Origin of the sequence: Brenneria izbisi (genome assembly GCF_025840185.1) — a bacterium.
Lineage (GTDB): Bacteria > Pseudomonadota > Gammaproteobacteria > Enterobacterales > Enterobacteriaceae > Brenneria > Brenneria izbisi.
Genome location: NZ_JAMPJU010000003.1, coordinates 309,580 through 331,767 on the forward strand (window position 1 = coordinate 309,580; position 22,188 = coordinate 331,767).

Consider the following 22,188-nt stretch of genomic DNA (forward strand, 5'->3'; position numbering starts at 1 on the left):
GGGGGAGCGACTTGTCCGCATCTGGAAATCAATTGGATATAACGTGCGCAGTATAACAGGAGTGATGAAAGTCCCGCCAGCGATCAAGGCTGAGGCGGCAGGCAAACCCCGGTGCCGCCCAATCCGCAATAGCCGCCGGGATTTTTGTGCAAATATTGCTGATGCTCATCCTCAGCATAATAGAAAGGACCTGCGGGGACGATTTCGGTACTGATGGCGCGGTTATCGCCGCTCGCTTGCATCGCCTGCTGAAATTGCTGATAGCTTTCCTGCGCGGCCTGTTCCTGTGCCAGCGTGAGCGTATAAATGCCGGAGCGATATTGCGTGCCGATGTCGCCGCCCTGACGCATTCCCTGCGCAGGATCGTGGTTTTCCCAAAATAGTTTCAGTAACTGGCTATAGCTGATAACGGCGGGATCAAACACCACCCGCACGGCTTCAGCGTGATCGGTCTTTCCACTGCAAACTTCCCGATAGGTCGGATTCGGCGTGTAACCGCCGATATACCCCGCCGCCGTGCTATAGACGCCGGGCTGTTGCCAGAATAAACGCTCGGCTCCCCAGAAACATCCCATAGCGAAAAAGGCGACATCCATATTATCCGGGACGTGCGTCATCGAGCGCTCGTTTACCGCATGCAATCTGGCTACCGGCATGGGTGTGGTGCGTCCCGGTAGGGCGTCCGAAGGTTTTATACGCAATGTTTTATCGGTATGAAATATCACTTTGTCAACTCCCGCGTGGCGGTGGCTATCATGGTATTTTGGCGAAAGCAGGTACTGAGAGAATAACCGAGAAGTTTTGTTCTGTCTTTATCACTGAAGATTGTTTAATGTTAAGATTATGTTTATCTATAACGCTGCACTTTAATTTTTACAGGTTTTAATCCATTTTTAAGGAAAAAAATCAGTATTTATCGCTAACCTTAATGGGCTAAGCCGTCTCAACCACGATTGAGACCGATTTTTCTCCGGTCAGTGCGTATGCGCGCGGCAGTAAAACCGATGTCAACGCAGCGATGTTATAAAAGTCATGCTATAGATTTGGTGTGACAGATTGATGTAATCAGGGAGTTCAGTGACCATTCTTACAGGATCAAAACTCGGCTTTTCTGGCTTTGGCGTGCCACGGTATCGTCCCTTTAAGGCATTGAGCGCATCCGGTTTATTAACCGCAATCAGTTTATTAACTGCATTGTTGTTCGCCCCGCCGACCTATGCCGCCAATGTTCGTTTGCAGGTGACGGGGCTGGAAGGCGCGTTGCAAAAAAATGTGCGTGCGCGCTTGTCAACCATCGCCGCCGATGAAGTCAACGCGGATGGTCGTTTTCGCGCCAGGGTTGATGAGGCTATTCGTCAGGGATTGCGCGCATTGGGGTATTACGATCCGCAGATTGCTTTTGAATTCAGGCCAGCCGTGAATGGCGGACGGCCTGTTCTGATAGCCAGCGTGACGCCAGGCGAACCGGTCAGGATCGCCGAAGTGAATGTCATTCTGCGGGGAGGCGCCCGCGACGACAGCGATTTTCAGCAACGATTGCGGGACGATAAGCCCGCGATCGGTTCAGTGTTGAACCACAGTGACTATGATAGCTTTAAAAGCGGGCTGAATAATCTCTCCCTGCGTAAAGGATATTTCGATGCTCATTTCCAACGCAGTCAGTTAGGGATCCAGCGCGAAGAGAAACTGGCATTCTGGGATATCGATTTCGATAGCGGCGAACGTTACCGCTTTGGCAAGGTAACATTTCATGGCGCGCAAATCCGCGACGATTATCTGCAAAATCTGGTGCCCTTCCATTCGGGCGACGTTTACAGCAGTGAAGAATTAGGCGAGCTAAACCGCCGTCTGTCCGCGACGGGCTGGTTCAATTCGGTGGTGGTTTCGCCTGATTTTGAACAATCGAAAACCACCAAGGTTCTGCCTCTGGAAGCGGTGGTCAGCCCGCGAACCCGTAATCAGATCGAAACCGGGGTAGGCTACGCGACCGATGTGGGGCCGCGTTTTAAAACCACCTGGAACAAACCCTGGCTTAACTCTCGCGGTCATAGTCTTGAGAGCAGTCTGAGCGTATCGGCGCCAGAGCAATCGCTCGACCTGAGCTATAAGATCCCGCTATTGAAAAACCCGCTGGAACAGTATTACCTGTTGCAGGGCGGCTTTAAGCGCGAAGACCTCAACGACACCCAATCCGATGCCACCACGCTGAATGTGGCGCGCTACTGGGATCTCTCCAGCGGCTGGCAACGGGCGATTAATCTGCGCTGGAGCCTCGACCACTTTACACAAGGCAGCGTGACCGACACGACCATGCTGATTTATCCCGGCGTGAGTATTAACCGTACCCGCCAGCGCGGTGGATTAATGCCGGTTTGGGGCGATTCCCAGCGTTATTCGATCGATGTTTCCGATACTCTGTGGGGATCGGACATTGATTTTGCGATTTTTCAGGCGCAAAACGTCTGGATCAGAACCCTGGCGGAGAAACACCGGTTTGTCGCCCGCGGCAATCTGGGGTGGATTGAAACCAATAGTTTCTCGCGTGTCCCGCCTTCTCTGCGTTTCTTCGCTGGCGGCGATCGCAGCATTCGCGGCTACAAATACAAATCGATCTCACCACGTGACAGCGAAGGCAAACTGACCGGCGCCTCTAAACTGGCGACCGGTTCATTGGAGTATCAGTACAACTTTACCGGGAAATGGTGGGGCGCGATGTTTGTCGATTCCGGCGAGGCGGTAAATGACATCAAGGAAGACAATTTCAAAACCGGGGCCGGTGTGGGTATTCGCTGGGCCTCTCCCATTGGCCCGGTGAAGCTGGATATCGCCATGCCAGTCGGCGATCCCGAAAAAAATGGCGTGCAGTTCTATATCGCGTTGGGGCCTGAGTTATGACGGAAGAGATGAAAGAAAACAAAACCTCGACCCACGATGGCGACGCGGCACGCGAAGTGAGCACGAAAAAACGGGGTAAATGGCTTAAAAGACTGGGCATTGGCATCAGCGCTTTCCTGTTGTTAAGCCTGATCTCGCTGGTATTGCTGGTCGGGACGACGTCAGGTTTGCACCTGCTGTTGAACGGCGCGGCGCGTTTTGTGCCGGGACTGGATATTGCGCAGGTCAGCGGCGGTTGGCGCGATCTCACGCTCCGGCAGGTCAGTTATCACATGCCCGGCGTGACGGTGCGCGCGGGCGAGTTCCATTTATCGCTGGCTACCGGTTGTTTGCGTAAAAGCCAGCTTTGTATAAATGACCTGTCGGCAAAAGATGTTGACGTAACGGTGGATACCACGGCGCTTCCTGCGACAGAAACGCCCCCGGCATCCGGCGAGCCGCTGACGGCGTTGTCCGCGCCGTTTCCCATCTCGCTGAGTCAATTGACGCTGGATAATGTGAAGATCACGGTGGATGACACCGCCATTTCGCTGGCATCGTTGCGCACCGGGATGCAATGGCGGGAACGGGCGCTTACGCTGCTGCCAACCAAAATCAGCGCGCTGTTGGTCGCCTTACCGAAAACGCCGGTTGATGTGCTGGAGGATGGAAAAGTTACCGCCGCCGAAGTCGCCGCAGTGGTAAAGGAAACCACCAACACGGTACGCGAGTCGATTGAAAACGGCGCCTCGCAAGAGATTGAGATAGCCAAAAAACGGTCAGTCTCCCCCGCATCGCCGCCGCTGAAAACCGCGAGTCAGGAAACGACGCAACCGGAGGAAGCGCCGCTGGGTGAGCGTCTGAGCGAACTATTCTCCAAACCTCTCCTGCCGGATTTACCGCAGTTCACGTTACCGCTGGATGTGACGATTACAGACATCCATGCGCAACAACTGCGGCTGACCGGCGATCAGGACATACTGATTTCTGATCTGATGATGCAGGCATCCACACAAAATCAGCATCTGCGTCTGGATCGGTTGGTGGTGCAATCGCCGCAGGGCGGGCTGAATGTCCGGGGCGAGGCGACGCTTAGTGAAAATTGGCCGGTATCCCTGTCGGCCAATGGCGTACTGAATGTTGATCCATTGAAAGGCGAAAAACTTAAGCTGACGGTCGATGGCGGGTTGCGCGAACAACTCAACGTGGCGCTGAATCTGTCTGGCCCGCAACGCGCGCAGTTAACGGCGCAAACCAAGCTGGCGGAAGCTGGCTTGCCGTTGGCGCTGACGCTGGAATCCGCACAGGTCCGCTGGCCGCTGACCGGCGAGGCGCAATATCAGGCGAACGATCTGCGCGTGCGATTCAACGGAAAAGCGACGGACTATGCGCTGTCGTTACGCAGTGATATTCGCGCAACGGATTTGCCGTCGGCTACGTTGCTGCTGGACGGTAAAGGCAATGTTCAGCAATTCAATTTAACCCGGCTGCGTGTCGCCGTCTTGCAGGGTAATGCCGACCTGAGCGCGCTGGTGGACTGGAGTAAAGCCATCAGTTGGCGCAGTGAATTGCTGCTCAAGGGGATCAATACCGCGCAGCAATGGTCGGAATGGCCCGCGAAGGTGGATGGCAAGATCACTACGCGGGGCAGCGTTTATGGCGGAAGCTGGCAACTCCAGGTGCCGGAACTGCGTCTGGATGGCAATGTGAAGGAGAACAAGCTGACCGCCAGAGGCGAATTACGCGGCAACGCGGCGGGACAGTGGCAAATACCGGGGCTGAATCTGGCGCTGGGACGTAACCAATTGAACATCAATGGCGAACTGAGTGATCAGTGGCGACTGGATGCCGATCTCAATGCGCCGGCGTTAACCGGCATACTGCCCGGTCTTGCCGGTCGCGCGCTGGGAACCCTGAGATTGCGCGGCAATTTACGCGAGCCGCAGATCCTGGCGGATCTTACCGCATCGGGCCTGCGCTGGCAGACGATGACCATCAGCCAGATAAAAGTGGATGCTGACGTCCGTTCCGGGCAACCGTCTGCCGCGCCATCGTCTCCAACCGGGCAGGTTGCGGGCAAGCTTGCGGTGCGCGTTGAGCAATTGCGTCAGGATAGCCTGAACATCGGTTTGCTGACGCTGAATGCCGAAGGTAACGAGCAGCAGCATCAACTACGTCTGAATCTTCAGGGCGAGCCGGTTGCCGGTCAACTGGCGTTGTCGGGAAGTTTTGACCGTCAGGCGCAGCGCTGGCGCGGTTCGTTGAGCAATACCCGGTTTGATACCCCGGTTGGGGAATGGAATCTGACACAGGCGATCGCGCTGGATTATCAGCATGCGCAGCAGAAAGTCAGTATCGGCACGCATTGCTGGCGTAACCCCAATGCGGGACTTTGCGTGCCGCAAACCATTGAGATCGGGCCGAGCGGACAGGCCGCTATCCGCCTTAATCGCTTTGATTTGGCGATGCTCAAGCCGTTCCTGAGTGAGGATACGGTGCTGGCGGGAACATTCAGCGGCGGCGCTGACGTCAGTTGGCAGGCTGATCAGGATTTGCCGCAGGCGAAAATCACGCTGGTGGGCAACAATGTGAATGTGCGTCAGCAGGTACAGGGGAATACGCTGCCGGTGGCGTTTGACACCTTCACGCTGAACGCCGGTCTTGATCGCGGACGAGCGCAACTGGGCTGGCTGATGGCGATTCGGGATAACGGACGTTTCAGCGGCGATATCCAGATCACCGATCCGCAGGGACAACGCAATCTTGGCGGTAATGTCACTATCAATGCGCTTTCTCTGGCGCTGTTGAACCCGATATTGCGCACAGGGGAAAAAGCGGAGGGGATGCTGAGTGCGAATCTGCGTCTGGCTGGCAATGCGCAGCAGCCCCAGATATTCGGTCAGATGGCATTGGAAAGAGTGGATATTGACGGCAGTTGGATGCCGATTGATCTCACCACCGGGCGTCTGGCGGTGAGTTTTAATGGGATGTCCTCCACATTGCAGGGATTCCTGAAAACCGATAACGGCCAGTTGAATCTGGGCGGCAACGCGGACTGGTCGCAGCCGGATGCCTGGCGTGCGCGCATTGCGGCAAAAGGCCAGCGGTTGCGCGTTACGCTGCCGCCGACGGCGCGTCTGGATGTATCGCCGGATATCGTCTTTGAGGCCACGCCGCAACTGTTCGCGCTGAACGGCTCCGTCAGCATCCCCTGGGCGCGAATTGTGGTTAAGGATATGCCGGAAAGCGCGGTGGGCGTTTCATCCGATGAAGTGATGCTGGATGCGCAGCGCCAGCCGCTGGAAAAGGCTTCCGCGGCCATCCCCATCAACAGTAACCTGACTATTCGTGTCGGCAATGATGTGCGACTGGATGCGTTCGGTTTGATCGCCCGTTTGCAGGGCGATCTGAACATGGTTCAGGATGAGCGCGGGTTGGGCTTGAACGGCCAGATAGATATTCCTTCCGGTCGCTTCAAGGCTTACGGGCAGGATCTGATTGTCCGTAAGGGCCTGATCCTGTTCTCCGGCCCGCCGGATCAACCGGTGCTGAACATTGAAGCGATCCGTAACCCAGACAACACGGAAGATGACGTGACGGTAGGCGTTCGGGTCACCGGCATGGCAAGCACGCCGAAACTCGATGTGTTCTCCGACCCCACCATGTCGCAGCAGGAAGCCTTGTCTTATTTGCTGCGCGGGCAAGGTCTGGAGAGCAGCGGCGCGGATAGCGCCGCCATGACTTCGATGTTGGTTGGTTTAGGGGTTGCACAAAGCGGTCAAGTTGTGGGTAAAATCGGCGAGGCCTTTGGCGTAAGTAATTTAGCTCTGGATACACAGGGTGTTGGCGACAATTCTCAGGTTGTGGTCAGCGGTTACGTTCTTCCCGGCCTGCAAGTCAAATATGGTGTGGGGATATTTGATTCTTTGGCGACGTTAACGCTACGTTACCGGTTAATGCCAAAGTTATACTTGGAAGCGGTGTCTGGGATTAGCCAGGCATTAGATGTGCTCTATCAGTTTGAGTTTTAACGATGCGAATTATTGTTTACGGCAGTTTACGACGCAAACAGGGAAATAGTCACTGGATGACCAACGCGCAGTGGTTAGGGGATTGTCAACTCAATGGGTATGAGTTGTACAACCTCGGCCATTATCCGGCGGTAGTTGTGGGTGATGGGGAGATTCATTGCGAAGTGTATCGCATCAGTTCGTCAATATTGACAGAGCTTGATGCGTTAAAGCGCGACGGCCACGAGTATCAGCGTGAGTTGATTTCGACCCCTTTGGGGAACGCCTGGATCTATCTTTATAAGCACTCGGTAGCTGGGGTGCCGCGTATCGCCAGCGGGGACTGGCTGAAACGCGATGAGGCGCCTTAACACGCTGCAACGCCGCAGCCCATAGCCGGACGGCGTTTGCTGTCCGCAATAAAAAACACCGCGCGGAGCGGTGTTTTTTTACGCCGGATTACCGACATATTCCCGGTAACGCTTACTTATTTTTGGCTCGTTCGAAGGAGGCAACGATTTCTGCCTTCGCCGCTTCCGCGTTATCCCAACCTTCCACCTTCACCCATTTGCCTTTTTCCAGATCTTTGTAATGTTCAAAGAAATGACCGATCTGCGCACGCAGCAGTTCCGGCAGGTCGTTAACGTCTTTAATGTGATCGTATTCTTTGGTCAGCTTGCTGTGCGGGACGGCGACCAGCTTGGCATCTTCACCGGCTTCGTCGGTCATTTTCAGTACGCCGACCGGACGGCAGCGAATCACCGAACCCGGTTGTAACGGATACGGCGTCGGCACCAGCACATCCACCGGATCACCATCCAGAGACAAGGTATGGTTGATGTAACCATAGTTGCATGGGTAGAACATGGCGGTAGACATAAAGCGGTCTACAAACAGTGCGCCGGTGTCCTTATCAATTTCGTATTTGATCGGATCCGCATTCGCGGGGATTTCAATAACCACATAAATATCTTCTGGCAGATCTTTACCCGCCGGGACATTGTTCAGACTCATGTCAGTTTCCTTCTTTTCAACCTGAAATTGCGTGGCGGTCATTATAGCCAAGTCACAGAGAAAGTCGTCGATTTTTAGAAGAGGGCTTGTGTTGAATGAAGGATGAAAAATCTTGTTTTTAATAAAATCGTAACAATTAAACAAATTTTTCAACGCGTAGTTAAGTTACTAAATTGTAGGTGGATTAAAGAATAAAAAGATTAATCCGATAGAAGTGGAGTAAAAATTGCGCTGGATAGGTTTTCTATTTAATAAAATTTTCCTCATTAATACAAGGTGTGAAATAAGTAATGTTAAAAAATATCACTATCAAAGTGAATTTGATTGTCTTGTTGGGAGTGATGGTGTTGCTATTGACGTTGGTCAGCGGGATTGGCGTCAGCGCTATCAATCAGGGAATAAAGTCACTTACTACTATTGATAAAATTCAGGGAAAAGAAGTCACTGCGTTGGCAGGCAGTTATACCGCTTCGTTACGTGCAAGGACAGGCGCGGCGCTGGCTGCCCGCCAGATGGAAAGCGGAATGACCGAGTTGGCCGAGTCTTCGGTAACGCGGGCGCAAAACTACATTGAACTGTCTCGTCAGGAAATGGCCCGCTTTTTAGGGTATGGCACGGTGACGGAAGAAGGAACGATTCTGGCCACGGCGGTGCAGAACAGCTATAGCGTCTATATCGACAAAGGCATTCAGCCGATGGTTGATGCGCTGAAACGTGGTCGTGTGGATGAGTATTATCGGCTGCTGGAAAACGTGGTTCCGCCGCTTAGCGTAGACATGGACAAGGCCAATAACGATTTTCGCGATTTTGCCCTGAATGTGGGGCGAGATATGGTCTCTCAGGCAGAGAGCTTCGCTTTCAGCCGCCTGATCATCATCGGTATTTCCGCAGGGCTGGTCCTGCTGCTGGTATTGATCGCCTGGATCGCCTTGAAGCGTCTGATTCTCTCTCCGCTTGAGCGTGCGGTGGGGCAGTTGGCGTTTATTGCCAGCGGTGATTTGACGCAGGAGATTGAAGAAGGCGGCAGAAATGAGATTGGACGGCTGATGCAGTCGATGAAAACCATGCAGCGCTCCCTCTCGCAGGCGGTAGGACGAGTACGTGACGCTGGCGGACAAATTGATATCGGTACTGGCGAACTGTCCATGGGGAATACGCACCTGGCGGCCCGCACCGAAGAATCGGCGGCGTCGCTCGAACAGACTGCGGCCAGCATGGAGCAATTGACCGCGACAGTGAAACTCAATGCGGAAAATGCTGCCCAGGGGCATGAACTGGCGCAGACGGTTTCTGATATCGCTGATAAAGGCAGCGACGCGATGAACCAGATGATTGAGAAAATGCAAACGATCTCCAGCAGTTCGGCTCGTATTGGCGATATTCTGTCGGTCATTGACGGTATTGCATTCCAAACCAACATTCTGGCGCTAAATGCGGCGGTGGAAGCGGCCAGAGCCGGTGAACAAGGCCGCGGGTTTGCCGTCGTCGCCGGAGAAGTCCGTAATCTGGCGCAACGCAGCGCTCAGTCCGCCAAAGAGATCAAAACGTTAATGATTGATTCTCAAACGCGGGTAAAAGAAGGCGAGGACATCGCGCAGATCGCGAGTAAAACCATGGATGAAATTTCCGCTTCGGTGGCGCATGTAACAACATTGATGCGGGAGATTTCGACGGCGACGCGTGAACAGAGCAACGGTATTGAGCAGGTCAATCTGGCGGTTTCCCAGATGGATGAGGTCGCGCAGCATAATGCCTCTTTGGTTGAGGAGTCCGCCGCGGCCACCCGCTCGCTGGAGGAGCAGGCGCGTCAACTGGCGCAAAGTATGGCGTTATTCAAGCTGGACCGACAGGAAATGATGGCTATCGGTCAGCATTAATCCGTTGTTGAGTACCTGATTGGGGCGCAGGCGCTGTATGTGGCGCTTGCGCATTTTTGCTTTTCGTCACGTTATTTTTATTGCATCCGCGTATCAACATTGCTCATCTTTCTGGGTATCAGATGGTTTTTTCTTGCCGATCTTATTCCAGATTTTCCCTTCCTGACCCCGCCACAGCCGTTGAATATTATCGTGATGACGCATCAGGATCAGGCAGGAGAGCATGGCGACGGGAAAGGTGAACTGCGGTTTAAACCACCAGACGTAAAACGGCGCAATCAGCGCGCTGATGATGGCGCCGAGTGATGAATAACCGCTCAGCAACACGGTCAGCAACCAGGTGCCGGTCATCAGACCGGTCAGATCCCAACCGATCGGCGCAATGGCGCCGAAAGCCGTGGCGACGCCTTTGCCGCCGCGAAAACGAAAAAAAACGGGATAGATATGCCCCAGACAAGCGGTAATGGCGGTTAAGCCGAGATAGAACGGCGGAACGCCCAGCGCATAGGCCGCCCAGACGGGCAACATACCTTTCAGCACATCGAAAACCAATACGGCGGCAGCGGCGGCTTTCCCGCCAATACGCAGCACGTTGGTGGCGCCAGGGTTGCCTGAACCATGTTGGCGCGGATCCGGCAGCCCGGCGATGCGACACACCAGAATCGCACTGGAAATAGAGCCACATAGATACGCGATTAACATCATACCAAGCGCGGTTGCACTCATAATGCGTTTCCGTTTAATAGGGGTCGTTTTACTCTTCGCATCTATGGATAATACGCACATTCCGTCGGAAGTGGTATCCGACAACGACAAAAACAGAGAACAGCGTGATGGATATCGTATTTATTGAAGAACTTACCGTCATTACCACCATTGGTGTTTACGACTGGGAACAGACCATTCAGCAAAAGCTGGTGTTCGATATCGAAATGGGCTGGGATAATCGTCGGGCGGCGGCCAGTGATGAGGTGAGCGACTGCCTGAGCTATGCGGATGTCAGCGATGCGGTGATCGAACACGTTGCCGGACAACGTTTTGCGTTGGTGGAGCGGGTGGCTGAAGAGGTGGCGCAGCTTCTGATGCGGCGTTTCTCAATCCCCTGGGTGCGCATCAAAGTCAGTAAGCCGGGCGCGGTGGCGCAGGCGCGTCAGGTGGGCGTAATTATTGAGCGCGGTACGCGATAAATCTGATTTGGCTCAATTGATACTGATTTATCTGCAACTAAACGGTAACCTCACAGGTCTATAACGGAGATACCCGCTATGCTTCTGGCGGGAATTTGGCGGCTCGCTCGGCAGCGCAGCCGCTTTTTTATGGCGGACTTGTTGCCTGTCATCCACGTTATTGCGGTTTTATGGGTTTCGTTTTCATTTTTTACGATAAAGTTTTTACAACAAATTGTTTACAACAAGAGGCAAGGGAATTTAGATGGCAGACCTGCATACGTTGTTGATCGCGTTTATTCTTGGAGTAGTGGAAGGACTGACGGAATTCTTACCTGTTTCCTCGACAGGACACATGATTATCGTGGGGCATTGGTTAGGCTTTATGGATGAGAAAGCCAAAACCTTCGAGGTGATTATCCAGTTGGGTTCTATTCTCGCGGTGGTCGTCATGTTCTGGCGGCGGCTTTTTGGCTTGATCGGTATTCATTTCGGTCAGGTTCCGCACGAAGGGCAAACCTCAGGCCGCCTGAAACTGACCCATATTCTGTTGGCGATGATCCCGGCAGTGGTGCTCGGTCTGGTTTTTCATGACGTCATCAAATCATTATTCAACCCCGAAAACGTGATGTATGCGTTAATTGTCGGTGGTTTCCTGCTGCTGGCCGCAGAATGGCTGAAGCCCAGACAACCGCGCGCCGTCGGGTTGGATGACATTACCCATCGTCAGGCGTTCATGATCGGCTGCTTCCAGTGTCTGGCGTTGTGGCCGGGGTTCTCCCGTTCAGGCGCGACTATTTCCGGCGGCATGTTGATGGGCGTCAGCCGCTATGCCGCATCAGAATTCTCTTTTATCCTGGCGGTTCCCATGATGATGGGGGCGACCGTACTGGATCTCTATAAAAGCTGGCATTTCCTGTCGCTGGCGGATCTGCCGATGTTTGCGGTGGGATTTGTGACGGCGTTTGTGGTTGCATTAATCGCGATTAAAACCTTCCTCCAGATTATCAAACGCATTTCTTTCGTCCCGTTCGCCATCTACCGCTTTATTGTCGCGGGCGTGGTGTACATGGTGTTTATGTAACGGTTTGTTTAGCTGTTTATATAAACCTGAACGGACCGGCAAAGGCCGTGCATTTGGCGGCCTTTGTCCGGTTACGCGGTGTTGTCCGGCTGTTGCGCTTTCCATTGTTGCAGCGCGTTGATTCGGCGGCGAATCAGTTCGTTGCGGATCGCTATGCCCTCATAACCGTCGGCGACCACTTCCGCACTGGTCACGTTGCTGACGACGCGGAACGCTTCGCGCAGATAATCGCCCTGTGGATAAGGGCGCTCTTCAAAGCCGGTGCGTCCTCTGGCATCCGCCTCGCTGGTTATCGCCAGTTGTTCGAGCCGCTGTGGTTTACGCCAGACGTCAATGGCATCAAACAGTTTCATCAACGTCTTGGGCTGCAATATCTGAACGGTATGGATCAGGTCATGGTATTCCGCCACCAATTTGGCCAGATCCCGTATATGGTTGGGAATACGCAAACGTTGACACAGCGACTCAACCAATTTGACCCCGGCGGGGCCGTGGCCGTGATGCCGGGGCCATAACGCCGGCGGGGTCAGGCCTTTGCCCAGGTCATGGCACAGTGTGGCGAAGCGGACGTCAATATCCGGGCTGAGGCGGGCGGCAACTTCCAGCGTCATCAGGGTGTGAATGCCGGTATCAATTTCCGGGTGCCATTTGGCCGGCGCCGGGACGCCATAAAGTTTATCGATTTCGGGGAACAACACCGCCAGCGCGCCGCAATCGCGCAGTACCTGAAAGTAAACCTGCGGCGAACGGGTGCCGAGCGCTTTTTCCGTTTCTTTCCAGACACGTTCCGGCGTCAGATAAGCCAGTTCGCCGTCACGGGTCATGGTTTGCATCAGCGCCAGCGTTTCTTGCGCAATCTGAAAGCCCAGACTGGCAAAACGAGCGGCGAAGCGCGCGACGCGCAAGATTCTTAACGGATCTTCGCTGAATGCGTCGGAAACATGGCGCAGCACGCGGTTTTCCAGGTCGCGACGACCCTGGAAGGGATCAATCAGTTCGCCTTGCTCTGTTTGCGCGATGGCGTTAATCGTCAGATCCCGACGCAGTAAATCTTGCTCCAGCGTGACCTCCGGCGCGGCGTGGCAGACAAAGCCGGTATAGCCATTGCCTGATTTTCTCTCGGTTCGCGCCAGTGCGTACTCGTCGTGGCTGACAGGGTGTAAAAAAACCGGAAAATCCTTTCCTACCTGTTGATAGCCCTGCGCCAGTAATTGCTCCGGCGTAGCGCCGACAACCACCCAATCTTTCTCGGTGATGGGTAAATCAAGCAGGCTGTCCCGAACAGCGCCGCCGACAAGGTAAATCTTCAATGCCGGGCTCCTGAGAGATGTGGTGATATTTACTGTATATTAACATTGTTGCGTCATCGTTATAAAAATGCCTGCATAAGCAGGCAAAATCGATAAGCACCATTTTGACGGATAAGCGAATCTGTCGTGTTATCCCATCCAGCGATCATTCTTTTTCCTGCGCGGGATAATATGCGGCAACAGCAGACCCAGCAAGAGTCCCGCGCCGGCCACTCCGCCGCCGTACATAAACCATTGCAGAATGATGGTGCGCTGTTTGTCGTCAAGCTGGACATTGGCGGCGCTGACTTTTTTCTGGGCAACGATCAACTGATTTTTCAAATCCTGATTTTCGTTACGCAATCCGTTAATGATCTCGTCGCTGGCGGCGACTTTTTGCTGCATCTCAGACGTCCGCTGATTCCAGGTCTGATCGATATTACTCAGTTTGTCGGTCAGGTCTTTGACCTGATTTTCCAATTCAGGTACGCGAGTGCGCAGGCTGGGGGTTTCGCTTAACTGATTGAGCGGGATCCAACTGGTGCGGTTTTTTTCATCACGAATTTGCGCATAACCTGCTCCTTCATTGACGCTAAGCACAGTGACCTGATCGCCGGCGTTCAGCGTGCCGATGATGCGGTATTGGTTACCGGGGCCACTGTGGATATAGGTTAGTAACTCGTCGGAAACATAGCGTTTTTCTTCGGCATGGGCCGTCGAACCCAAGGTGAACGTCATCAAGGTAAAACAAATTAGGCATAATTTCTGCATAAGATCATCGTGTTGCGTGAATTGTAGACTGATAGTAGAGGCTTAAGTCTGACGAGGCAATGATTAAACCTGAATGAGAACTATCTTACTCTTGGGCCGCCGACGGCGCGATAAGCCGGAATACAGCGTTTTCTGGTGCTTTCCCGTATTCAGGATGCAACACCAACCTGGCGGCGGGCAAGAAATGCGCGCTTGTTCGCAGGGGAAAAAGAGAGTGTGCCGCAACAGTGGCAAGCTGAAGTAAAATGTTATTTACTGGCGCAAATGGCGCTGAATCCGGTGTAGTAAATGTTATGAGTGAAGAAATAGAATTGAAGTTTATCGTTCATCCCGACAGCGTTGATTCGTTGCTCAGGCAGTTGGCTGGCTGGCAGAGCGAGTACAGTCAGAGCGAACACCTGCAAGCCCGGCGGCTGACCAATACCTACTATGAAACGGCGGACAACTATCTGCGCCGCAACGGGATTGGCCTGCGCATCCGCGGAGAGAACGAACGTTATGAAATGACGGCGAAAACGGCCGGTAAAGTGGTCGGCGGATTACATCAGCACCCGGAATACAATGCGGCGCTGGAAAAAGCGGAACTGGACCTCAGTCTGTTTCCGGCGGATATCTGGCCGGAAAATTGTGATTTAACGCGCTTGCAATCATCGCTCAATCCCTTGTTCAGTACGGACTTTACGCGTGAAAAGTGGTTGTTTACTTACCATCAGAGCATTATTGAGGTGGCGTTTGATCGCGGCGAGATTCGGACGGGCGAACTGAGCGAACCGCTCTGCGAACTGGAGATGGAGCTCAAAGTCGGGCAGACGGCGCATCTGCTGGATCTGGCAACGGAAATTGCTGACTTTGGCGGCTTGCGGCAGGGCAGTCTCAGCAAGGCGGCGCGAGGCTATCATCTTGCCAAAGGGGATCCGGCGCGTGAATGTCGCTCTGTCGGGGTGCTCGCGGTAGCGCCGAAAGCCAATATTGATCAGGCGATCAATGCCGCGCTGGAATATGCTTTGGCGCATTGGCAATATCATGAAGAACTCTGGATCAGAGGCAATGAGGCCGCGCGTGATGTTTTGCCGCAGGCCAGTGAATTGATGCGCGAGATGCTGGTGCTGGTGGGCGGGCTGGTTCCCCGCAAGGTGACGACGCTTTTCCGGGCTGCGCTGACCAGTCTGGAGACGAAAATCGCCGGGCCGGGCGAGGCCGAAACACTGTGCTACAGCGTCGACTATCTGCAAAGTAAGCTGGTGCTCACTTCGTGGTTGGTTAAAGCAGGCTGGCGCGATTATATGGATAACAAAGGCCGTATGCGGTTGCAGGGCTCCTATAAACGCTTTGCCGATATTATGCTGAGCCGAAGCGTCGCCGACTTGCGCGGTACATTCAATAATCCCTTGAGCGAAGTGCAATACGTGCAGCAATTGCCGAGATTGCAGCGCAGCATTTATGCGTTTTATCTGTTGTCGGGCGCTTATCCGACAGAACAGGTCGAAGCGTATATCGAACGCTGGCGGGCATTGATTCGGACAATCGAACAGCTTGCTGTCGATCACACGCCGTCGCCGTATCTGGAAACCTGCCGTAAAGAGGCACTGGGTCAGTCACCCTTCTGGTTAAACAGCGCCGGGGATTAACCGTTAACTGCGTTCACCCGCCAATATGGGTGGGTGGCATACCAAGGGAATCAGCATGTCGATACTTCCTTTGCCATCGTTACCCGCATTATTGATGCAACAGTCTCAACGGGGTTTATTACGCTTACAGGAAACGCTTCCTTGTCTCGATCCTGTCACCGATCATGATCAGGCGGTATTGGCATTAAGCGACTTTGTCAGCGATGCATTGACGATGAATCCCGACTGGTGGCAGTCGCTCCATCAGCAACCGCCACAGGCGGAGGAGTGGCGTCACTACCCGGATTGGTTACGGGAGGCGGTGGCGGAGGTCAATGATGAAGCCGCGTTGATGACCGCGTTGCGTCAGTTCCGACGCCGAATTCTGGTGCGGATTGCCTGGTCGCAGATACTTCGCACCAGTACGACCGAACACACCCTCAAACAACTGAGTGAACTGGCGGAAACGTTGATTGTTTTTGCCCGCGACTGGTTGTATCAGGCGTGTTGCCGTGAATGGGGAACCCCTTGTAATGCGCAGGGCGTTCCTCAGCCCTTGTTGATCCTCGGTATGGGGAAACTGGGCGGGGAAGAACTGAATTTCTCTTCCGATATCGATCTGATTTTTGTCTATCCTGAAAATGGTCAGACGCAAGGCGGGCGGCGTGAATTGGATAACGCCCAGTTCTTTACCCGCTTAGGGCAGCGCCTGATTAAAGTGCTGGATCAGCCGACAGTGGATGGTTTTGTCTATCGCGTGGACATGCGTTTGCGTCCTTTTGGCGACAGCGGGCCGCTGGTGCTCAGTTTTTCGGCAATAGAAGATTATTATCAGGAGCAAGGGCGGGACTGGGAACGTTACGCGATGGTCAAAGCTCGCCTGCTGGGGGGAATGGATGACGATTACAGTCAGGAATTGCGCAACACCCTGAAGCCATTTGTTTTCCGCCGTTACATTGATTTCAGCGCGATCCAGTCGTTGCGCAATATGAAGGGCATGATATCCCGTGAGGTTCGCCGCCGGGATTTACGCCACAACATTAAGCTGGGGGCGGGCGGGATCCGTGAAATTGAGTTTATCACCCAGGTTTTTCAACTGATTCGCGGTGGACGCGAACCCGGCTTACAACAGCGTGCGTTGCTGCCGACGCTCCGGCATATTGGCGTGCTGGGGCTGTTAGGCCCGGAACAAGTGACCACGCTTAGCGAGTCTTATCTGTTTTTGCGTCGTCTGGAAAATTTGTTGCAGGCGATTGCGGATGAACAAACCCAGACATTGCCCGACGATGAATTAAACCAGCAGCGGCTGGCGTGGGGAATGGGGTGTGACGACTGGACGGCGTTGCAGGCTAGGTTGTCGCGGCATATGCAGGGGGTGCGTGACGTATTCAATGCATTGATTGGCGACGATGCGCCGGATGGCAATGCGATCCCGGAACATGGCGGTTATTGCAGCTTGTGGCAGGATTCGCTGGATGACACCGATCTGGCGTCGTTAACGCCGCATTTAACCGAACCGGTGCGGGAGCAACTGTTGCGTGCGATCATCGGTTTTCGTCAGGATGTGGCGAAACGGACGATTGGGCCGCGTGGTCGGGATGTGCTGGATCAACTGATGCCGAACCTGTTGGCGGAAGTCTGCGCCCGTCAGGAGGCGGATACCATTCTGTCACGGTTGACGCCGCTCTTGCTGGGGATTGTAACGCGTACCACCTATCTGGAATTATTGCTTGAATCGCGCGCGGCGCTGGCGCAATTGATCCGGTTATGCGCCGCTTCTCCCATGGTGGCCGGACAGTTAGCCCGTTATCCTTTGCTGCTGGATGAGCTGCTCGATTCTGCGACATTGTACCAACCCACCGCGCCGGATGCGTATGCGGACGAGTTGCGCCAGTATCTGATGCGCATCCCTGACGATGATGAGGAACAGCAGTTGGAGGCGATGCGCCAGTTCAAGCAGGCGCAACAGTTGCGCATTGCCGCCGGTGATATTGCGGGTGTGCTCCCGGTAATGAAAGTGAGCGATCACTTAACTTATCTGGCGGAGGCGATTATCGCTGCGGTGGTGCAGCAGGCGTGGGGAAAAATGGTGGCGCGCTACGGCCAGCCTTCACATTTGCAGCAACGTGAAGGACGCGGTTTTGCGGTTATTGCCTATGGAAAATTGGGCGGTTGGGAACTCGGTTACGGTTCAGACCTTGATTTGGTCTTTCTGATTGATTGCCCATCCGATGTGATGACGGATGGCGAACGTTGTATTGATGGCCGTCAGTTTTATCTGCGTCTGGCGCAGCGTGTCATGCATTTGTTCAGTACCCGCACCTCGTCGGGCATTTTGTATGAAGTGGATGCCCGCCTGCGGCCATCGGGCGCGGCGGGGATGCTGGTCAGTACCATTGAGGCGTTTGACGAGTATCAGCGCAACGAGGCTTGGACCTGGGAACATCAGGCTTTGGTGCGGGCGCGGATGGTGTATGGCGAATCAGGCGTACAGCAACAGTTCGAGTCTATTCGGCGGGCAATCCTGCGCCGGGTGCGCGATGCGGACACGTTACGTAAAGAAGTGCGTGAAATGCGTGAAAAAATGCGGCAACACCTGGCGAATAAAGACCGTTCGCTGTTTGATCTGAAAACAGATGTCGGCGGCATCACCGACATTGAGTTTATCGCGCAATATCTGGTGTTGTGTTATGCCGCGCAGGAACCGCGCCTCACGCGTTGGTCGGATAACGTTCGTATTCTGGAATTGATGGCGCAGTATGGCGTGATGGAAGAGTCTGAAGCGAATGCGCTCAAGCTTGCTTATGTCACTTTGCGCAATGAGCTTCATCATCTGGCATTACAGGAGCTATCGGGCCGGGTCAGTCAAGACCGATTTGTAGCCGAACGGCGGCAGGTGCAACAGAGCTGGAATAAGTGGTTGGGCTGAGGCTGTGATATTATCACGCGCAATCTGCGAATAAGTTTGGAGTATGGGATGAAAGTTACGCTGCCTGACTTCCGCAACGCGGGAGTGTTAGTGGTTGGTGATGTGATGTTGGATCGTTACTGGTACGGTCCAACCAGTCGAATTTCCCCCGAAGCCCCGGTGCCGGTGGTCAAGGTCGACACCATTGAAGAACGTCCTGGCGGCGCGGCGAACGTGGCGATGAATATCGCCTCATTGGGCGCGGGTTCGCGTCTGGTTGGCCTGACGGGAATCGATGACGCGGCGCGGGCCTTGAGTGCGAAGCTCGGCGAGGTGAACGTGAAGTGCGATTTCGTGTCCGTGCCGACGCATCCGACCATCACCAAACTGCGTGTTCTTTCCCGTAATCAACAGCTTATCCGACTGGATTTTGAAGAAGGATTTGATGGCGTCGATCCGCAGCCGATGGTTGAGCGCATTCAGCAGGCATTACCTCATATCGGCACGTTGGTATTGTCTGACTATGCGAAAGGGGCATTGGTTCATGTTCAGACCATGATCCAGACCGCCAAAGCCGCCGGTGTGCCGGTGTTGATCGATCCCAAAGGGACTGATTTTTCCCGCTATCGCGGCGCGACATTACTGACGCCCAATTTGTCCGAGTTTGAAGCGGTCGCGGGGCGTTGTAAGACTGAGGATGAATTAGTGTCCCGCGGGATGAAGCTGGTGGCCGACTATGAACTGTCGGCGCTGTTGATTACCCGCTCCGAGCAGGGGATGACGTTGTTGCAACCGGGCAAGGAACCTTTGCATTTACCGACGCAGGCTCAGGAAGTGTATGACGTGACCGGGGCCGGAGATACGGTGATTGGCGTCCTGGCCGCGTCGCTGGCCGCCGGCAACACGCTGGAGGAAGCCTGTTTTCTGGCTAACGCCGCCGCGGGCGTGGTGGTAGGCAAACTGGGTACGTCAACGGTTACCCCGATTGAACTGGAAAACGCCATTCGTGGTCGCGCCGAAACGGGCTTTGGCGTGATGAGCGAACAACAGTTGAAAGAGGCGGTTGCGCAGGCGCGGGCGCGTGGCGAAAAGATTGTCATGACCAATGGCTGTTTCGATATTCTGCACGCGGGACATGTTTCCTATTTAGCGAATGCGCGCAAACTTGGCGATCGGCTGATCGTTGCGGTAAACAGCGATGCGTCGACACAGCGCCTGAAAGGACCAACCCGTCCGGTGAATCCGCTGGCGCAGCGTATGATCGTACTGGGTGCGTTGGACGCCGTGGACTGGGTCGTACCGTTCGAGGAAGATACGCCGCAGCGTCTGATTGCCGACGTGCTGCCTGATGTGTTGGTGAAAGGCGGTGATTATCAGCCGCATCAGATTGCTGGTAGCGAAGAAGTGTGGGCTAACGGCGGGGAAGTTAAAGTCCTGAATTTTGAGGATGGCTGCTCCACCACCAACATCATTAATATCATTAAAGCGGGCAAACCCGACTAACGAATGATATCACGTCATTGATACAGGTATGAAACCATTGAATGTAGAGTCAGCCGAAGTGCGTGAGGCAACGTTACGCGTCGAAGAACTGCGCGGATTGTTGCGTCATCATGAATACAAATATCACGTTGAAGATGCGCCGGAAATTCCCGATGCGGAATATGATCGGCTCATGCAGAAACTGAAGGCGTTGGAAGCGGCTTACCCACAGTTGGTGACCGCCGATTCTCCGACTCAGCGCGTAGGCGCCGCGCCGTTGGCCGCGTTCGAACCGGTGCGGCACGAAGTGCCGATGCTGTCGTTGGATAACGTCTTTGATGAAGACAGCTATCTGGCGTTCAGCAAGCGTATTGGCGATCGGCTGAAAAGTGCTGAGGATCTGACGTTCTGTTGCGAACTGAAACTGGACGGTTTGGCTGTCAGCCTGTTGTACGAAGATGGGGTGCTGGTGCGCGGCGCGACGCGCGGCGATGGCACCACCGGCGAGAACATTACCAGCAACATTCGCACCATCGGCGCTATTCCTCTACGTCTCAGGGGCGACAACATCCCGCAGCGGATGGAAGTGCGCGGTGAGGTGTTCATGAAACACAGCGGTTTTGAAAAACTGAATGACGAGGCGCGACGCACTGGCGGCAAAGTGTTCGCCAATCCGCGTAATGCGGCCGCCGGATCGTTGCGTCAGCTTGATCCCCGCATTACGGCCAAACGCCCGCTGACCTTTTTCTGTTATGGCGTCGGTTTGCTGGAGGGCGGCGAGTTGCCGGACAGCCACTGGGAACGCCTGATGCGGTTTAAACAGTGGGGACTGCCGGTTAGCGATCGCATCAAGCGTTGTACCGGCAGCGCCGAAGTCCTCGATTTCTATCATCAGGTTGAACAGGATCGCGCTTCGCTGGGGTTCGACATTGATGGCGTGGTGATCAAAGTCGACGATCTGGCGTTGCAAGCGCGCCTCGGTTTTGTTGCCAAAGCCCCGCGTTGGGCGGTGGCCTTCAAATTTCCGGCTCAGGAACAGTTGACCTGGATACGCGATGTCGAATTTCAGGTTGGGCGCACCGGGGCCATCACGCCTGTTGCCCGTCTTGAACCGGTAGCGGTCGCCGGGGTGATGGTCAGCAATGCGACGCTGCACAATGCCGATGAAATTGAACGTCTTGGGTTGCAGATTGGCGATCGGGTTATTGTCCGCCGGGCGGGGGATGTGATCCCGCAGGTTGTAGGTGTGGTGGCGTCGGAGCGTCCGGCGGATGCCCGGGCAATTGAATTCCCCACGCACTGTCCGGTGTGCCATTCCGATGTGGAGCGCGTTGAGGGCGAAGTCGTTACGCGTTGTACCGGAGGGCTAATCTGTGGTGCGCAGCGCAAAGAGGCGTTGAAGCATTTTGTTTCCCGTCGTGCGCTGGATGTAGAGGGTATGGGCGACAAAATTATCGATCAACTGGTAGAAAAACAGTATGTCGAAACACCAGCCGATCTGTTCCGGCTAACGGCGGGTATTCTGACCGGCCTTGATCGTATGGGGCCGAAGTCGGCGCAGAATCTGGTGAACGCATTGCAAAAAGCGAAAAGCACCACGCTGGCGCGGTTCCTGTATGCATTGGGGATCCGTGATGTCGGTGAGGCGACGGCGGCGAATCTAGCGGCGCACTTCGGTTCGCTGGACGCGTTATTCGCGGCGGATGAAGAGGCGTTGCTTGACGTCGCTGACGTGGGGAAAGTGGTGGCAGCCCATGTACGTCATTTCCTTGATGAAGATCACAATCAAAAAGTGATCCGCGAGTTAACCGATCCCGCAGGCATCAACATTCACTGGCCTGCGCCAGTGGTGATCAAAGCGGATGAGATCGACAGCCCATTTGCCGGGAAAACGGTGGTGCTGACCGGATCGTTAAGCATTTTGTCCCGTGATGAAGCCAAAGACCGGCTGACGGCGTTGGGGGCAAAAGTCAGTGGCAGCGTATCGAAAAAAACCGATATGGTGATTGCCGGGGAAGCGGCCGGATCGAAACTGAACAAAGCACAGGAACTGGGGATCCCGATTATTGATGAAGCGGAAATGATCCGCCTGTTGGGTGCTTGATC

The 22,188-nt window shown here is 54.5% G+C and carries 16 protein-coding genes; 11 read left to right on the forward strand and 5 right to left on the reverse strand.

Going from position 1 to position 22,188, the window contains the following annotated elements; all coding sequences use genetic code 11:
- Nucleotides 1-83 precede the first annotated feature (83 nt).
- Nucleotides 84-725: a peptide-methionine (S)-S-oxide reductase MsrA gene (msrA, locus tag NC856_RS06520; protein WP_404802309.1), complete on the reverse strand. Its 642-nt coding sequence runs from the start codon at nt 723-725 to the stop codon at nt 84-86.
- 451 nt (nt 726-1,176) lie between these two features.
- Here msrA and tamA point away from each other — a divergent pair, with 451 nt between their 5' ends.
- The 3 genes from tamA to NC856_RS06535 are packed head-to-tail and all read left to right on the forward strand — an operon-like array spanning nt 1,177 to nt 7,255.
- Complete coding sequence (tamA, locus tag NC856_RS06525) at nt 1,177-2,895, forward strand: autotransporter assembly complex protein TamA (protein ID WP_264089689.1); 1,719 nt, start codon at nt 1,177-1,179, stop codon at nt 2,893-2,895.
- Entirely contained in the window at nt 2,892-6,905 is a 4,014-nt protein-coding gene (gene tamB / locus NC856_RS06530; RefSeq protein ID WP_264089615.1) for an autotransporter assembly complex protein TamB, read from the forward strand. Before tamA ends, tamB begins: the two co-directional genes overlap by 4 nt.
- 2 nt (nt 6,906-6,907) lie before the next feature.
- Nucleotides 6,908-7,255, forward strand: a complete 348-nt coding sequence (locus NC856_RS06535; RefSeq protein WP_264089616.1) for a gamma-glutamylcyclotransferase family protein — start codon at nt 6,908-6,910, stop codon at nt 7,253-7,255.
- 112 nt (nt 7,256-7,367) lie between these two features.
- On the opposite strand, the gene ppa is transcribed toward NC856_RS06535, so the two are convergent.
- Entirely contained in the window at nt 7,368-7,898 is a 531-nt protein-coding gene (ppa, locus tag NC856_RS06540) for an inorganic diphosphatase (protein ID WP_039350246.1), read from the reverse strand.
- 290 nt (nt 7,899-8,188) lie between these two features.
- Between ppa and NC856_RS06545 the strand changes: the two genes are divergently transcribed.
- Entirely contained in the window at nt 8,189-9,775 is a 1,587-nt protein-coding gene (locus NC856_RS06545) for a methyl-accepting chemotaxis protein (RefSeq protein WP_264089617.1), read from the forward strand.
- Nucleotides 9,776-9,868: 93 nt separating this feature from the next.
- Here the strand turns inward: NC856_RS06545 and plsY are convergent, their stop codons facing one another.
- Complete coding sequence (gene plsY, locus NC856_RS06550) at nt 9,869-10,501, reverse strand: glycerol-3-phosphate 1-O-acyltransferase PlsY (protein WP_264089618.1); 633 nt, start codon at nt 10,499-10,501, stop codon at nt 9,869-9,871.
- A 107-nt stretch (nt 10,502-10,608) separates the two neighbouring features.
- On the opposite strand from plsY, the gene folB reads away from it, so the two are divergent.
- Complete coding sequence (gene folB / locus NC856_RS06555; RefSeq protein WP_264089619.1) at nt 10,609-10,962, forward strand: bifunctional dihydroneopterin aldolase/7,8-dihydroneopterin epimerase; 354 nt, start codon at nt 10,609-10,611, stop codon at nt 10,960-10,962.
- Nucleotides 10,963-11,206: 244 nt separating this feature from the next.
- A complete protein-coding gene (gene bacA / locus NC856_RS06560) occupies nt 11,207-12,025 on the forward strand; it encodes an undecaprenyl-diphosphate phosphatase (RefSeq protein WP_264089620.1) in 819 nt (272 codons plus the stop codon).
- A 71-nt stretch (nt 12,026-12,096) separates the two neighbouring features.
- Here bacA and NC856_RS06565 read toward each other — a convergent pair whose 3' ends face one another.
- The gene (locus tag NC856_RS06565; protein WP_264089621.1) at nt 12,097-13,335 is read right to left on the reverse strand and encodes a multifunctional CCA addition/repair protein; all 1,239 of its coding nucleotides are present in this window, start codon (nt 13,333-13,335) and stop codon (nt 12,097-12,099) included.
- Nucleotides 13,336-13,464: 129 nt separating this feature from the next.
- A complete protein-coding gene (locus NC856_RS06570) occupies nt 13,465-14,085 on the reverse strand; it encodes a TIGR04211 family SH3 domain-containing protein (RefSeq protein ID WP_264089622.1) in 621 nt (206 codons plus the stop codon).
- A 135-nt stretch (nt 14,086-14,220) separates the two neighbouring features.
- Between NC856_RS06570 and NC856_RS06575 the strand changes: the two genes are divergently transcribed.
- Genes NC856_RS06575 through ligA form a run of 5 tightly spaced genes read left to right on the forward strand, consistent with a single transcriptional unit; the run spans nt 14,221 to nt 22,186 of the window.
- Entirely contained in the window at nt 14,221-14,370 is a 150-nt protein-coding gene (locus NC856_RS06575; protein WP_264089623.1) for a hypothetical protein, read from the forward strand.
- Nucleotides 14,371-14,378: 8 nt separating this feature from the next.
- The gene (locus NC856_RS06580) at nt 14,379-15,713 is read left to right on the forward strand and encodes a CYTH domain-containing protein (protein WP_264089624.1); all 1,335 of its coding nucleotides are present in this window, start codon (nt 14,379-14,381) and stop codon (nt 15,711-15,713) included.
- A gap of 55 nt (nt 15,714-15,768) precedes the next feature.
- Nucleotides 15,769-18,621, forward strand: a complete 2,853-nt coding sequence (glnE, locus tag NC856_RS06585) for a bifunctional [glutamate--ammonia ligase]-adenylyl-L-tyrosine phosphorylase/[glutamate--ammonia-ligase] adenylyltransferase (protein WP_404802310.1) — start codon at nt 15,769-15,771, stop codon at nt 18,619-18,621.
- Between the two features lie 48 nt (nt 18,622-18,669).
- A complete protein-coding gene (gene hldE, locus NC856_RS06590) occupies nt 18,670-20,103 on the forward strand; it encodes a bifunctional D-glycero-beta-D-manno-heptose-7-phosphate kinase/D-glycero-beta-D-manno-heptose 1-phosphate adenylyltransferase HldE (protein WP_264089625.1) in 1,434 nt (477 codons plus the stop codon).
- A 28-nt stretch (nt 20,104-20,131) separates the two neighbouring features.
- Nucleotides 20,132-22,186 (forward strand): NAD-dependent DNA ligase LigA, encoded by a 2,055-nt coding sequence (gene ligA / locus NC856_RS06595; protein ID WP_264089626.1) that lies wholly within the window; start codon nt 20,132-20,134, stop codon nt 22,184-22,186.
- Nucleotides 22,187-22,188: the final 2 nt, after the last annotated feature.

Excerpts from the sequence above, each read along its gene's own strand:
- tamB (WP_264089615.1), top strand. The coding sequence starts at position 2,892 with ATGACGGAAGAGATGAAAGAAAACAAAACCTCGACCCACGATGGCGAC.
- NC856_RS06535 (WP_264089616.1), top strand. The coding sequence starts at position 6,908 with ATGCGAATTATTGTTTACGGCAGTTTACGACGCAAACAGGGAAATAGT.
- ppa (WP_039350246.1), bottom strand. The coding sequence starts at position 7,898 with ATGAGTCTGAACAATGTCCCGGCGGGTAAAGATCTGCCAGAAGATATT.
- NC856_RS06545 (WP_264089617.1), top strand. The coding sequence starts at position 8,189 with ATGTTAAAAAATATCACTATCAAAGTGAATTTGATTGTCTTGTTGGGA.
- plsY (WP_264089618.1), bottom strand. The coding sequence starts at position 10,501 with ATGAGTGCAACCGCGCTTGGTATGATGTTAATCGCGTATCTATGTGGC.
- folB (WP_264089619.1), top strand. The coding sequence starts at position 10,609 with ATGGATATCGTATTTATTGAAGAACTTACCGTCATTACCACCATTGGT.
- bacA (WP_264089620.1), top strand. The coding sequence starts at position 11,207 with ATGGCAGACCTGCATACGTTGTTGATCGCGTTTATTCTTGGAGTAGTG.
- NC856_RS06570 (WP_264089622.1), bottom strand. The coding sequence starts at position 14,085 with ATGCAGAAATTATGCCTAATTTGTTTTACCTTGATGACGTTCACCTTG.
- NC856_RS06580 (WP_264089624.1), top strand. The coding sequence starts at position 14,379 with ATGAGTGAAGAAATAGAATTGAAGTTTATCGTTCATCCCGACAGCGTT.
- glnE (WP_404802310.1), top strand. The coding sequence starts at position 15,769 with ATGTCGATACTTCCTTTGCCATCGTTACCCGCATTATTGATGCAACAG.
- hldE (WP_264089625.1), top strand. The coding sequence starts at position 18,670 with ATGAAAGTTACGCTGCCTGACTTCCGCAACGCGGGAGTGTTAGTGGTT.
- ligA (WP_264089626.1), top strand. The coding sequence starts at position 20,132 with ATGAAACCATTGAATGTAGAGTCAGCCGAAGTGCGTGAGGCAACGTTA.